The following is a 13,067-nucleotide window of genomic DNA, read 5'->3' as shown; positions in this document are numbered from 1 at the left end:
GCGGCAGGGGTGTAGGCGGCCGACAGTGCTGAAAGCCTGCCGATAGATCGCGTTCCTTCCCAGGGCAAGTGAAATACTGCCTTTGTCTTCGTGGAGATTAAGATAGCGGGCAACATCAATACCGGGTGGGCACACGTCTTTTAGTTTTAAGTCGCCGAAATGCCCCGCCGGGTCAATGAATTCATCGGAGGCGACAACAACACTTGACCGGAGGCGAACTCGGTAGAGGTAGAACCGGTCTGTAGCGTTGCCTTGGTGTGCGATTCTCCGGAGGTTCGCCACACATGGTGGCAGGACCGGCAGAAGATAGTTCGGTCCCGCGTGAAGTCAATTAGTCTCTCAAACACTACGTACAGTGTGTTGTCATCGGTGCGATTACGCAACTTATATCAACGCTGGGCCAGCTGCGTGATCTTCTACGACCGCGGCAACGAATGCGTAACTTCAGTCGTTGGCTGGCGGAAGAGACTGAGAACCGTGCTGGATGATCCGGGTGACACCGTAAATGCACTGTGTGGTTGGAAAGATGCACGCACTCGCGGTTGGCAGTTGGCACAGCAGCGCTAGGACAGCTCACCTCCCCTCCGGCAGGCGCTCGCGGATGAAGGTGCGGAACTCGTCCACGAGGCGGTCGAGTTCCTGCTTCTCTTCCGCCGTCGGCGGCCTATACTCGTCCAGCAGGATCGCATTGAAGACTTCGATGCGGTTCCACTGGCTGCGCGCTTCAGAGGCGTCGTCGGGACTGAGGTAATCGCGCGCTTCGTGAAAGACTTGGTCAAGTCCGAGCGTAAGAGACGCCACGTTGAGTCGCCCGTTTCCCCACGCCTCGCGGATATGCATGAGCCGTTCCGAGGGTTTCATGCTGTTCTATCCTTTCCATCAGATCTGTCCGTCCAGTGCGTCTGTCTCCGCAACGATAGGGAGGCAGAGCGGGCTCCCGGGTCCACGGTGTTTGTAAGCGGCAACTGACCGCCAGTAAGAAGAGGGCCTGCGCCCGGGTCATCTTTTCCGGTAGCTAGGTCCACGGCCAGCCAGGCGAGGGCTCACGTCAGGCCTTATCTCCTCTGGCAGTTTGGGGCCTTTCAAGGCGCGCCTGCCACGGCCTCATGCCAGGCATCTGCTCCTTTCTGTGAATGGCTTGTCTGTGCGAGCAAACCACCGCCTCGTGCCAGACCCTTGGCAGCTCCGGCAGTGCGACGTCGTCGCAACTGGTTGGCCTACAGAGTCAACGCTCTCCGCGGCCCCGCGTCTTGGCCTCGTGGTCTCGGGCGAATCTCTCCGCTTCGAGTGCCTGTGTTATCAAGCCCTGGCATGCTTCCTCTTCGGAGTCGTAGATCCTCTCGTCCACCCGCATCCCGCGCTCCGTGTAGAACACCGCGAAACGGTTTGGGCCCTCCTGGTACAACACGATGGCATCGCTCACGGCGACCGTGTTAATGGCGAAGATACTGGGACGTACCCCCTGCCGGAGCAGGAACTCCGCTACCTCGTCTATCCGCACGATTCACCCTCCGTCGTCCCGTGTTGTATATTCGCCGTCCTCTCCGAATCGTCATCCCACTCATACTCTGCACCCAAATCACGCAATGCCTCCATATCAAGGCGGGTTGGATCCGACGTGGCGACCTCCCACCACGTGGAGTCAACGGCCACGATTTCAACGGTCGGACCCGGGCGGTAAGAAGTGTCTGACATCCCCGCACCGGGGGAGACAGCTCCCTGCTCGCAAGGCGGCTGGGTGGTTGTTTTGGCCTCGTTCGGAAGCGGAGCGCCGACTTCAGCGTGGCTGCGAGGTTGTACATCGGCTTCGCTGTAATCTGGGCGCGGAGTAACCGCGTTATCTGTCTCGCTATTGTCTGGCAGCCGCAAGCCTGCGTCGTCGCCGTTCTGCAGCGCAGACTGCTGCTCGTAGCCGCGCAAGGTCAGCTCGATGCACTGCGTCGACCAGCGCGCACATTCCCGAACCTCCTGCCACGTCGCGGGCACGCACGCCCGCTCGGCCGCGTTGAGCAGGCGGCGGACGGCATCCGGAGCATTTCTTTCGATAATCACCCAGGCGCCAGCCATCACCCAGCGCAGGCTGTCCGGGCGGATGGCCGCAACGACCTCCCGCAGATCAGTCATCTGCGAACCGCGCCACATGGGCAAGGCCATGCGCAATTGTTCGGGCATGTGGCCGCTCCTCCGCTGCCCTGATGGTCGCATGGGATTCCTCTCTTCACACGAACTTACACGAACCGTACCTTGTGGATGATCACAGATACCGTCGGACCGTCCGACTACACTGGAACTGGCCAAGGAACAGATCGTCAAAGGCGAATGCATCGCAGGTATAGCAGGGGAGGGGAACGTGGCGCATACCACTGTCAGAGTTCCGATCAACGGCTCAACCTTGCGCTGGGCACGCGAGGCACTGCACCTTGAACCAAGCGAACTAGCAAGGTCCGCGCAGACGAGCGAACGGTACGTTCTCGCGTTCGAGTCCGGTGATGCTGAGCCGACGTTTAAACAACTGCAAAAGATGGCAAAGAAGCTGGACAGAACGGTCGCTTTTTTCTTCACTGAAGCTCCGGCCAAGCCTGATGTGCCCGAGACTGCGGATTATCGGGGGTACAGTGGTGACCCCATCCCGCCTAGCCTTGCTCGCGAGCTGCGCCGGGTGGAGCAACATCGTGAAACTGTCCTTGAGCTCGACAACAATGTTCCGCAGCCTTCCTTGGTCGGGATGGTTAATCGGCACAATGCGGCAGCACGTGCACATGAGCTGCGGCAACTGCTTGGCCTTCACGATAGTTTCCGCCCCGAAGGTCCCCCTGGTAACCGGCTACTCAGTTACTGGCGAGGTCTGCTTGAGCAACATGGGTTCCTGGTGTTTCAGGCGACGCGGATTGACCTTAGGGTGTTCCGAGGGCTTTCTATCTACCACCGCACTCTTCCGATTATTCTGCTCAATGGCGCAGATTCATACAATGGCAAAGTATTCACGCTCTTTCACGAAGTTGCGCATCTGGCCAACCGCACGAGTGGAGTATGCACACTGGACCGCGATATCAGCGCAGAAGCGGTTGCCAACGCATTCGCGGCGAATTTCTTGATGCCGGAGGCGTATGTACGAGCTACCGCTTCTGCATCATCCGAGAGTCCGTCGGCATTGGCGCAGAAGGTAGCGCACGAGTTTAAGGTCAGTGACTTTGCTGCGGCCGTGCGTCTTCGTGTGCTTGACCTCATCACCGACGAAGACCTTGACCTCATCCAGGCAGGAAGTGAGCGCCGCTGGCAAGAACAGCGTGAGAAGCAAAAGCAAGGGAAAGGAGGTCCGCCGTCCTGGCGCCTGCGTTATCGAGACCTCGGCCCAACTTATGTTGGCACCGTGGTACGGGCACTGGAAGAGGAACGGGTTGATCTAATGGATGCCAGCTACCTGCTGGACGTTGGTATTCCAACGGTTCACCGTATGGTTGACGAGTACTACCGGACCGGGGACCGTCCGTGAGCTATACCTTGGATTCGAACATTTTCATCAATCTGGGGAATTGGTACCCGCGTGATGTTTTTTCCGACGCTCTGGGATCTGATTGCCCAGGCCGCGAGCAACAACGAGGTTTGTATCTGCCGGATGGTGGAAAGTGAACTTGCAAGAGGAACCGGCGACCTCATCTCGTGGCTTGCTGGCATCGTCGGCTTTGTCTGTGATCCGACCAGTGCGGAGTTGAGGATCGTTAGCGACATCGCGCGCGCCCATCCGGGCTGGGTCACAGAGACGAAGAACGAGGCGGATCCCCACATCATTGCCCACGCGAAGACAGATGGACTTGTCCTCGTGACGGAAGAGAAACGGAAAGGGCCAAATGTCTCGGACAAAAACCAGTCCATACCTAATGTTGCTGATGAATATGGAGTGAGGTGCATAGGTTTTTTCGAGTTTCTTCGCATGCAGAAGTGGAGCTTCTAGACCTGTGTGGATGGGCGGACTCGGGTCCGTGACTTGCCTGATGCTGGTGCACGGCGCGGCATGCGCATGAGGTAGAGATTCGTGTATACGGCGGTGTTTGCCGCGTTCGTCAAAGCGCTCCGCATGGGACGTGGGTTGATTCAGACCTGCCGTGGAAGGTGCTCCGAATAAACGGCTTCGCATGGAGAGCGAGGGCGCAGCGCTGTGACGAGGAGGCGCGCGACCGTGAGCCAAGCGCACCCACGGCATCGCCTCGGTTGTAAACCGACTAGCTTTAAACTGACCAGACAGAAGACCTAAACCGATTAGGCCGAAGACAATCCGGTCGGACGCCAGCGCTATGCCGACGTCCGACCGGAACTAATCGTCTGACGGAAAGTGTCAGTCGTCGACGACCGTGACAGTCACCTCGATATTGCCGCGAGTAGCGTTCGAATACGGGCATACCTGGTGTGCGGCGTCGGCAAGCGACTGTGCAACATCATGCGGCTGATTCGGGATTACCACTTCCAGGGCGACGGCGAGGCTGTACCCGCCCTTGCCGTCGCTGCCGATGCTCACATGCGCACCGACCGTCGAGTCGCCCAAGTCGACTTTCTGCCGCCGGGCAACACCCTGCAGAGCGGAGTGGAAGCAGGCCGCGTAGCCGGCCGCGAAGAACTCCTCCGGGTTGGGCAGGTTGGCACCCGTTCCACCCATCTCGCGCGGAATGGCGAGGTCCGTATTGATACGTCCCGACGCCGACTGGACGTGCCCGTTGCGGCCCTCACCGGTGGCCAGTGCTTCGATGCTGTAGATGGGATTCATGCCAATCACATGCCTTCCTGAGTGTTGGCGGCGGGCCGGGCTCGCGGGGAAGCAGATGTGCCGCCGCGTATTGCTGCTCGCCTTCGTCTTATGTACCTATGACGCTTCACCGCCCTGGGTGAAGCATCGGACCAATCGTTGGAATCGGTCAAAACAATCTTCGTATGCAGAGCATGTGCAAGGGAAGTGCTATCGCACACAGCCGACGGCAAGGCGCTTTTCGCTTCAGGTCACGCCGCACGTGTACATCCCTGCCATCCCCGGCACGCCGTTCGGCATCACACGTGCGCGGTGCGCTGCACTTCGTAGTACTCGACGCCGTCAATGAAGCGTTCTCGATGCCGCTTCACAGCCCTTGCCAGGTTCCGCCTCACGCGGCGGGGAAATGCTGTCGGCAGTTCCGCCCTTCGGTGCGCGGCCCGACTCCGACACTTGGCTGCAATTGTGGCATAGTGGGCATGTGTTCACAGGAATCATTGCCGCTGTCGGCACCGTTACCGCCATTGAACAAGACACCGCAGCAGGTCTGACCCGATTGGAGATTAGCGCACCGGGCATAGTGGATGACTTGGAGGCAGGAGGATCGCTTGCTGTGGACGGAGTCTGCCTGACGCGGGTTGCAACGACGACGTCGCCCGCCGGTGTTTTCCGCACCGAGCTGATGGGCGAGACCACCGCCGTCACGACGCTCGGGGCGCTCGCCGTCGGCGATTCCGTGAATCTAGAGCGTTGTGTTCCTGCCGGTGGTCGTCTCGACGGCCACGTCGTGCAAGGGCATGTCGATGGAACGGGTACCGTGCTCATCGTCGATCCGCAGGGCGGCTGGCAGCGTATCCGTATCGGTGTTCCGAGTGCGCTAGCGGGCCAGGTAGCCCGAAAGGGAGCAATTGCCGTCAATGGCGTCTCGCTGACGATCACCGAGGTGAGCGCACCCACCGAAGCCGAGCCGTGGTTCGAGGTGGGCGTCATACCGGCGACTCTTGAACAGACGACCTTGGGACGGCTCGCGGTGGGCAGTAGGGTGAACATCGAGACCGATGTCTTTGCCAAATACACCGAACGGTTGCTCCAAGTACGTGACGCACAGAGCTGATTCTCAGGCGCAGCCGAGTACCTCGCTGTGGTGCTCACTGCCTGTACTCCCTTGGAGTTGGTTTTTCGCATAGGGGCCTGAGCTCACGCCCTGGGTACTGTCGTACGGTACTCTCTTTCGGAGAAGGCCTGAGCTCACGCGCGTGGTATTGCGCGTGCTCTCGTAGAGTCGGCCCTCCCTTTCACACTTTTTCGTATGAATGTGTTCAGGTGCCGCCGTGTCCTCCTGCCGCTGACCCCGCGCGAATGCGTCCTTTAGTGCCACAGCCTCGTGTCTTTTTCGCGCGCTGTTCTTCCGTCTGCCAGACTACTGGCATGGCAGAAAACGAGCGTGGAACTCTTCGACAAGCAGCTACCACTATGGGCGTCATCCTCGCCGTCCTTTGGACAGTCGAGCTGATTGACACCCTGACCGGGCACCGGCTGGACTACTTCGGGATACACCCGCGTTCGCTCGCCGGTCTGCTCGAGATCTTCACCTCGCCGTTCCTGCATTACAGCTGGTGGCACCTACTGGGAAACAGCGTGCCGCTGTTTGTGCTCGGATTTATCATCTTGCTCTCCGGGCAACGTGTCTTTGCCGATGCCACGCTGGTTTCGGTCGTGTGCTCGGGGTTGTTCGTTTGGCTGGTATCGCCCTCACGCAGCGTTACGTTGGGGGCTTCCGGCGTGGTCTTCGGCTACCTCGTGTATATCCTCGTCCGTGGCTTCTATACGCGAAGAATCAGCCACCTGCTCATCGCGCTGGCCGTGGCCGCCATCTACGGTGGGATGCTTCTTGGCCTTCTGCCGCTGCGCATTGGAATCTCCTGGCAGGCGCACGTGGGCGGAGCACTCGGTGGAGTTGCCGCTGCTGCGCTTACGCATCGACTCGATAAAGCGGATCGTTCGAAGTAGTGTGCGATGCCCGGCGTTCGAGGCATGAAGCCAAACTCGGGAACCAAAGGCGGAAACCAGTACTTAGCCGAGACATGGACGTTGGCGCGCTACGGGTACTGTGGGAGGTACCCACATCGGGGCTTCGCTGCAATCCGGTCATCGTGTCAAGCAACCACGAATGCAGTCAGGTCAAGCGACCACTAACTCGGGTCAGGCGACCACCAATACAGTCTGTCCGGCGATGAAAGGCAGCGCCTTTCCGCGCAGGATGGCTCCGCGAGTATCCGCCTCCGCCTTGGTTAAGCCGACCGTAGGACCAGCACGTTTCCGCCGCCCGTAGGGCTGGCGCGTTCCTCCAGGCACAAGTCTGAAACGTTCCGGCGGGCACGAGTCCTGCACATTTTCCGCCGAGCACAACTGTGGCGCGTTCCGGCGGGCAAGGATTCGGACTCTCCACCTCTCCAAGTTCCCGGGCCGTTGGGCCTGGCAGATATCGACGGCATGCCGTTGGAGACACCTCTCCAAGTTTCCGGCCGCTAGGCAAGGCCACGCGCGGTTACGCGAAAGCTACGCCAAACGCAGGCCGCGGTAGCGGTTCAACGCGGCCAAGATCTCGTGGCGGCGCGGCCTTGCCAAACCACCAAGGAAGTGCTGCTCGGGTACCAGTGCGTCCAAACCGTCCTCATCGATCCAACCGATGATCTCGTCAACAATATCCGTGACCGGGCGCTTCCCGTCGGCTAGCTCTACCACACATTCCAGTGCCTCAGCGATGGCGGCAGTCTGCGCCTCGTCGACCAACTGCGACAACGCGCCCAATTCAATATCGCTATCGCGGCCGTAGCGAATCGTGTCCACACCCGAGGCGCGGGCTGGTTTCGTCTTTCCAGCCGGCTGGAGCGATGATGCAACCGGAATGCGTCGTGCCGGTACCGGGAAGACGGCACCATCGGCTCCTGTGCTACGGCGTGGCTTTGTCAGTTCCGCTGAGAATGGATCATTGAAGGAGGGAAACTCCGCATCCTCCTCGTCGCCGTCGTGCTCGACGTAGTCCGCCTCCGCGATTGCGCGGGCCGCTTCGGTAGCATCGCGGGGTACGTAGGCGTCCATGGCAATGACGTGGTCCATCACATCGAAGAACGCTCCCGAGCCTCCGGCAACTAACACCGTCGATACGCCGCGCTCGGCGTACAGCTCCCGCACTCGGTCAAAGAATGGGGTGATCGGCTCGCGTGATTCCGGAATTAGCCGCCGCATGCGCTCGTCACGGATCATAAAGTTCGTAGCGGAGGTGTCCTCGTCTATAAGCAGCGCTGAAGCCCCTGCTTCCAGAGCTTCCATCAGGTTTGCTGCCTGCGACGTCGAACCGGAGGCATTCGTAGTGGAGAAATTCGCCGTATCGGCACCGGAAGGAAGATCGGAAATGAACGGCGAAATATCGACGCCGGCTACCGCGCGTCCATCCTCGGCCCGAATTGAAACAGCGTCCGCGCGGGTAATGACCCACTCGCGACCATCCCCGCCGATATGCGAGTATACGCCACGCTCGATCGCGCGTAGCAGCGTTGACTTGCCGTGATAGCCTCCGCCGACAATAACGGTTACCCCCTCCGGAATACCCATACCACTAATGCGGCGACCACTAGGAAGGTCAAAACTGGTCTCCATGGATTCGGGTGCCTCGAACTCGATGGCTCCCGAGTCCAATGGTGTGTCTGAATCGCCAGAACTGCGCGGCAGAATTGAACCGTTGCCGACGAAGGCCACCAGCCCACGCTCCGCGAGTTGTGAGCGCACAAACTCCTCATCGCGGTACAACTCAACATGATCGGCAAGTGCTTCGGGATTGACGGCCTTGTACGCAAGTGCCCGGTCCACTAGTCGCGGTAGAAGACGGCATATGATCCAGGCGGCTTCACGGCCACGGATACGCCGCCCCGCAGCGGGCAGTCCGACGCTGAGCCGCGCCTCGACGCCGTCGTCGTCCACGATGACGCTTGTCCGCTCCAGAATCTCTTGGCCGGGACGGAAAATTGAGATCCGCGGCGGATGTTCACTATCGCTCTCCGACCGAATGCGGCGAATCTCCCGCGCCACGGAGCGGGTAAGAAAATCAGCAGTAGCAATACGACCGGCGGCGTCGCTGCGCAGGTTCTCAGGAATACTGGCCGTTTCGGTATCAAGGAGCAAACGCATACGCGACGGCGGCGCGTATGGGTCGACTTGCACGCGATCAATAGTCAGTTCGCACTTGCCGAGGTTGTAACTCCCCTCAATTTGCCGGTAGGCGGCATAACTCTGTCCATCCAAAGAATGTAGTGTGCGCTCGAGATCGTCGCGGTTGCGCATGATAGTCCTTTCAAAATACTCGCCTGACGTTTACCGGTATCCGCTAAAGCAACAGAAAAACGCTATACACGCTAGCGTAGCGGCCAACGGCCCGCGGTGCGAATGATATGCGGGGAAGATCGCTACAATGCTCCAGCATAGGCGCTATTGCTGAACGAGAGAAGAGCGAGCGATGTTTCAGCGAGGAGAGCGTCTCTGCCCGAGTGAACGAATACTGTGAGCCGCCACGCCAAGCCGACTGGAAGTGACCACGCCGAGCCGACTATCGCGTTGAGTCGGCCATTCCAGCGAGACGGCCGAGCCAACCCTGCGTGGCGATGATCGCCGTGAATGCGGGCGAGGCGTGAGCGGTAAGTCGTCGGAGAGGGCTCGGAAGTGCCAACCGGTCACCTGCTGCCAGCCACCAGTCACTTACTTCCGGCAACCAGTCATGACGCGGGGCAGGGACAATGCCGAATGGTGAGAGTATGGACACAATTCCTCGTTCCCCGGCGCTACGCGTGTAAAGGTGCGAGTGACAATATGCGGGTGACAGATTCCCCAGAGCAGACCACGAAGGCCGTGAAACGAGTTACTGATGCTGAAAGACGCGTTGTGGGTGCCGCGCAACGGGCTGCCGAACAGCACGTTACCGGCGCTGAGCAAGGCAAGGCCACCGAAGAACGCCGCAGTGCCGGGCACGGAAACGCTGCTGCATCGCAGGGTGAACCGCAGACATTGCGATCCGCCTTCCCACCGACGCTTCTTCTATCTCTGGCGGCCTTGGCAGCGGTAGCACCGCTCGGGACCGATACCTACCTTCCCGCCTTCACGGATATGGCGCGTGACCTTCATGTGGGTGCGTCGGAGGTCCAGTTGACGATGACCTCATTCTTGGTGGGCATCGCCATAGGGCAGCTAACAATTGGCGTGCTTTCTGACCGGATGGGGCGGCGGCCGCTATTGCTGTGGGGAACCGTGCTGTCACTTATCGCGGGCATCGTAACCGTGGCCACTCCGAATATCACCGTTCTGATCATCGCCCGCTTCGTCCAGGGCTTGGGCGGGGCAGCGGGAATGGTCCTGGGCCGTGCTGTCATCGCCGACCGGGCGCGCGGAGCGGCCGCCGCGCAGGCGTTGAATCTGGTGATGGCGATTCAGGGTATCGCGCCGGTGCTCGCGCCCATCTTGGGGGGAATCCTCGTTGGGCCAATTGGGTGGCGTGGCATCCTCGCCGTCGTCGCCGCATTTGCTGCCATCTTGCTGCTGCTCATCATCTTCTGCGTCCCGGAGACCCTTCCCGCCGAGCGCCGCAATACTGCGGGATTACGCTCCCTGCTCGTAGGTGCCAAGGAGCTGAGCAAGAGCCGCTTCTTCGTTCGCATCGTTCTCATAAACGCGGCAACCTTCTCACTGCTGATGGCCTACCTATCCGCCGCGCCCTTTGTTCTTCAATCGGTGCTAGGGATGGCGACCGGTCAGTACACCGTCATCTTCGGTTGCTGTGCGGCGACCATGACCGTAGCGACGACGATTTCGTCGGCACTTATTATCCGTTGGGCTCCGGAACGGCAAATTCGTACCGCTTTGGCCAGCGTCCTGGTTGTTGATGTTGGTATGGCCGCGTTGTGTCTGGCGACGATGCGGGAGCCAGTCGACTCGGCACCGCTGCGCATTGCGATCCCTGCGCTTTTGATGTGCCACGTGTTCTGCCTCGGGTTCGCCTTCGGAAATATCCCGGCAATCGCCCTAGCCGTTGCCGGACGGCGGGCCGGTACAGGATCGGCCATCCTGGGATTCGCGCAGTTCGTGTGCGGTGGACTCGTGAGTCCGCTGGTCGGGCTTGCCGGGGAGGGTTCCGCCACAGGTTTCGCGGTTGTGCTCATCACGGTGGCGATTCTGGTCAACATCTTGGCGCTGCCGGGCGTGCGCGGCCCCGAACTCGAATCGGCGCAGAAGGCGGCTGTGGCGGAGGTCATTCGTGACGGTCGTCGAGGCAAGCTTTAGGCACGAAGGCAAGCTTTAGGTACGAAGGCGAGTTCTGGGTACGAAGGCATGCGTAGGTGCCGCAGGCGCAGGTCGGCTCCCCGGCATCGAATTGTGCACTCGTGCCGTTACCAGCGCGCTGTGGGGCCGAGGATGTCCAAATCCCGTCCAAACGCAGGTAAAGTGGAATAGCCCCATTTGAAGAACGGCGGAATCGTGCGGATTTGAGAAGGCTACTGCGTCCCGCTTGAATCGTTTGGACGGGATTTGGACGTTGAGAATGTAAGTGTCTGCTCGGTGCGAGGTGTGTGACCCTGATTTGGACCGGCGGCCTGGAAACAAGCCGCCACCTGTTGCCGCTGCGGTGACCGGCTCTGCGAGTCAACCGCAGCTAATGCCTAATACGGCAGAACCGGCTGACCAGAGTCCGAAGACTGGGTCAGCCGGTTTACGTTGGCTATGTGGCAGTAACCATCCACGCTCACCGAGACGGGCAGACGAGCGAGACGCTCAGGCCATGGGACCGCCTAGTCGACGGGTACTCTGCCTCATGGGCACCTGCTGGAATGGTGCCCGCCTAACAAGGTCTGCTGGGCCTGTAGCTGCCCGAGGCACGCAGTGTCGGAGCATTCTAGCTGCGCGGCATGCGGCTCGGCTCGCGAACTCCTAGTCGTATCCGGCACGGGTTGCTGGGACTCCTGCCCGCATCCAGCGTGCGGTGCGGGAGCTTGATCTATGCGAGGCGCGGGTCGGCCTTCAGGACTTCGTCGATATCCGTGCGGGTGGGCGCGTGAGCGCCAGGATGGCTTACCGTCAGCCCCGAGGTGATGGTTGCCCGGTGCAATGCGCTGCGGATTTGATTCCAGGTGGCATTGCGCAGGCGCGCCTTCGCTTCGGCATTGCCCAGTAGTCCGGCGTCGAGCAAGCCCGAGATCAGGCCTCCCATAAAGGAATCACCGGCACCAACGGTATCGGCCACCTCCACATTGAGCGGATCAATAACGAGCATGTCCCGCTCGGAGGCGAGTCGCGCATAGGCGCCCCACGGACCGCGGGTAACAACGACTAGTCCCGGTCCGAGTGCCAACCATTTGCGGATGATTTCCTCCACGGGGGTGTCTTCGCCATACAACCAGGCCAAGTCCTCGTCGGAGGCCTTGACAACATCAGACAGCGACACCAACTCCTCGATACGTGGCAGGACCTTCTCCGGTGACTCCATGATCGAGGGGCGAACGTTGGGATCGTAGGAGACGGTTCCACGGATTGCCATGTCCTTGACGGCCTTGAGAACACCGGTTCCGCCGGGCTCAAGAGTGGCGGCAATACTGCCGGTGTGCAGGTGGGCAAGCGACGCCGGGGCGGGAAGCGGTGGGACGTCCCACAGCAGGTCGAACTCGTATGTGGCGCGGCCTTGCTCATCTAGACGCGCGTAGGCAACAGTTGTTCGTTGTGCCGCGTCGCTCCCCGGCACAATGCCGACGTGGTGCGCGCGCGCGAACTCTTCGATCATGGCGCCGCGCTGGTCTTTGCCCCACCACGCGCCGATAAGCGCCGGATGGTCGAGTTCGGTGAGTACGCACGCAACGTTGAGCGGGCTTCCCCCAACGTGTTCTTCGGATTCGTCGCCGCGAATAACGACGTCGATAAGGGCTTCGCCCAGGCACAGCACGGGTGCGGCATCCGGATCGGTCACAGCCATGTGATTCTCCTCTGAGTGGATGTATAGAGATCTTGTTACCTATTGTCCGGCACCGGCGGCGGTTTTGCCTAGCAAGTTCTCCGATCAGTGCCGGACAAGGGGCGTTACGGGTGTGTATTGATGTGTGCGGCCAGTTCCCTTTTGTTGGGCTCGGTGTTCCGCGAGCGGCGACGCGCCTTGCAAGAGTCATTGTTCCGGGCTCTGAAGAGCGTTCGCCTATGGGGGATACCCCTTGGATAGAAGTCCCGTACCCACTGGGTGCTGCCGCTGAGCTGCCGACCGCGGCGGCCGTCAAGGAGCGCAGTCCCGGGGAGTGCAGTT

General features: G+C 60.5%; 11 protein-coding genes. 5 read left to right on the top strand and 6 right to left on the bottom strand.

Annotated features, from left to right (window positions below; translation table 11 throughout):
* Positions 1-573 precede the first annotated feature (573 nt).
* From EKN07_RS06030 to EKN07_RS06020, 3 genes are all read right to left on the bottom strand, one after another.
* Positions 574-861, bottom strand: a complete 288-nt coding sequence (locus EKN07_RS06030; protein ID WP_108716020.1) for a hypothetical protein — start codon at positions 859-861, stop codon at positions 574-576.
* Between the two features lie 364 nt (positions 862-1,225).
* On the bottom strand, positions 1,226-1,501 hold the full coding sequence (locus EKN07_RS06025; RefSeq protein ID WP_126145883.1) for a hypothetical protein: 276 nt from the start codon (positions 1,499-1,501) through the stop codon (positions 1,226-1,228).
* Positions 1,492-2,172 (bottom strand): hypothetical protein, encoded by a 681-nt coding sequence (locus EKN07_RS06020; protein WP_126145882.1) that lies wholly within the window; start codon positions 2,170-2,172, stop codon positions 1,492-1,494. Before EKN07_RS06020 ends, EKN07_RS06025 begins: the two co-directional genes overlap by 10 nt.
* Before the next feature lie 178 nt (positions 2,173-2,350).
* On the opposite strand from EKN07_RS06020, the gene EKN07_RS06015 reads away from it, so the two are divergent.
* The gene (locus EKN07_RS06015; RefSeq protein ID WP_126145881.1) at positions 2,351-3,493 is read left to right on the top strand and encodes an XRE family transcriptional regulator; all 1,143 of its coding nucleotides are present in this window, start codon (positions 2,351-2,353) and stop codon (positions 3,491-3,493) included.
* 54 nt (positions 3,494-3,547) lie between these two features.
* The gene (locus EKN07_RS06010) at positions 3,548-3,952 is read left to right on the top strand and encodes a DUF4411 family protein (protein WP_126145880.1); all 405 of its coding nucleotides are present in this window, start codon (positions 3,548-3,550) and stop codon (positions 3,950-3,952) included.
* A gap of 381 nt (positions 3,953-4,333) precedes the next feature.
* Here EKN07_RS06010 and EKN07_RS06005 read toward each other — a convergent pair whose 3' ends face one another.
* Positions 4,334-4,759 (bottom strand): organic hydroperoxide resistance protein, encoded by a 426-nt coding sequence (locus EKN07_RS06005; RefSeq protein WP_126145879.1) that lies wholly within the window; start codon positions 4,757-4,759, stop codon positions 4,334-4,336.
* 460 nt (positions 4,760-5,219) lie between these two features.
* Between EKN07_RS06005 and EKN07_RS06000 the strand changes: the two genes are divergently transcribed.
* Together EKN07_RS06000 and EKN07_RS05995 are read left to right on the top strand one after the other, a co-directional pair.
* On the top strand, positions 5,220-5,852 hold the full coding sequence (locus EKN07_RS06000) for a riboflavin synthase (protein WP_108716710.1): 633 nt from the start codon (positions 5,220-5,222) through the stop codon (positions 5,850-5,852).
* 314 nt (positions 5,853-6,166) lie between these two features.
* Positions 6,167-6,748, top strand: coding sequence for a rhomboid family intramembrane serine protease (locus EKN07_RS05995; protein WP_206435682.1), 582 nt, complete (start codon positions 6,167-6,169; stop codon positions 6,746-6,748).
* A 549-nt stretch (positions 6,749-7,297) separates the two neighbouring features.
* Here EKN07_RS05995 and EKN07_RS05990 read toward each other — a convergent pair.
* Positions 7,298-9,079 carry an ABC-ATPase domain-containing protein gene (locus tag EKN07_RS05990; RefSeq protein ID WP_126145878.1) on the bottom strand — a complete coding sequence of 594 codons (1,782 nt, stop codon included), beginning with the start codon at positions 9,077-9,079 and terminating at the stop codon, positions 7,298-7,300.
* A 528-nt stretch (positions 9,080-9,607) separates the two neighbouring features.
* On the opposite strand from EKN07_RS05990, the gene EKN07_RS05985 reads away from it, so the two are divergent.
* Positions 9,608-11,065, top strand: coding sequence for a multidrug effflux MFS transporter (locus EKN07_RS05985; RefSeq protein ID WP_346426207.1), 1,458 nt, complete (start codon positions 9,608-9,610; stop codon positions 11,063-11,065).
* A 712-nt stretch (positions 11,066-11,777) separates the two neighbouring features.
* Here EKN07_RS05985 and EKN07_RS05980 read toward each other — a convergent pair.
* The gene (locus tag EKN07_RS05980; protein WP_108716010.1) at positions 11,778-12,746 is read right to left on the bottom strand and encodes a carbohydrate kinase; all 969 of its coding nucleotides are present in this window, start codon (positions 12,744-12,746) and stop codon (positions 11,778-11,780) included.
* Positions 12,747-13,067 lie beyond the last annotated feature (321 nt).

This window comes from Actinobaculum sp. 352 (genome assembly GCF_003957265.1).
In the GTDB taxonomy this organism is placed as follows: Bacteria; Actinomycetota; Actinomycetes; order Actinomycetales; family Actinomycetaceae; genus Asp313.
The sequence above is the reverse complement of the archived record's forward strand: the minus strand, read 5'-3'. Positions and strand labels throughout refer to the sequence as shown.

Coding starts and splice junctions, on each gene's coding strand:
- EKN07_RS06030 (WP_108716020.1), bottom strand. CDS start 861: ATGAAACCCTCGGAACGGCTCATGCATATCCGCGAGGCGTGGGGAAAC.
- EKN07_RS06020 (WP_126145882.1), bottom strand. CDS start 2,172: ATGCCCGAACAATTGCGCATGGCCTTGCCCATGTGGCGCGGTTCGCAG.
- EKN07_RS06010 (WP_126145880.1), top strand. CDS start 3,548: ATGTTTTTTCCGACGCTCTGGGATCTGATTGCCCAGGCCGCGAGCAAC.
- EKN07_RS06005 (WP_126145879.1), bottom strand. CDS start 4,759: ATGAATCCCATCTACAGCATCGAAGCACTGGCCACCGGTGAGGGCCGC.
- EKN07_RS05995 (WP_206435682.1), top strand. CDS start 6,167: ATGGCAGAAAACGAGCGTGGAACTCTTCGACAAGCAGCTACCACTATG.
- EKN07_RS05990 (WP_126145878.1), bottom strand. CDS start 9,079: ATGCGCAACCGCGACGATCTCGAGCGCACACTACATTCTTTGGATGGA.
- EKN07_RS05980 (WP_108716010.1), bottom strand. CDS start 12,746: ATGGCTGTGACCGATCCGGATGCCGCACCCGTGCTGTGCCTGGGCGAA.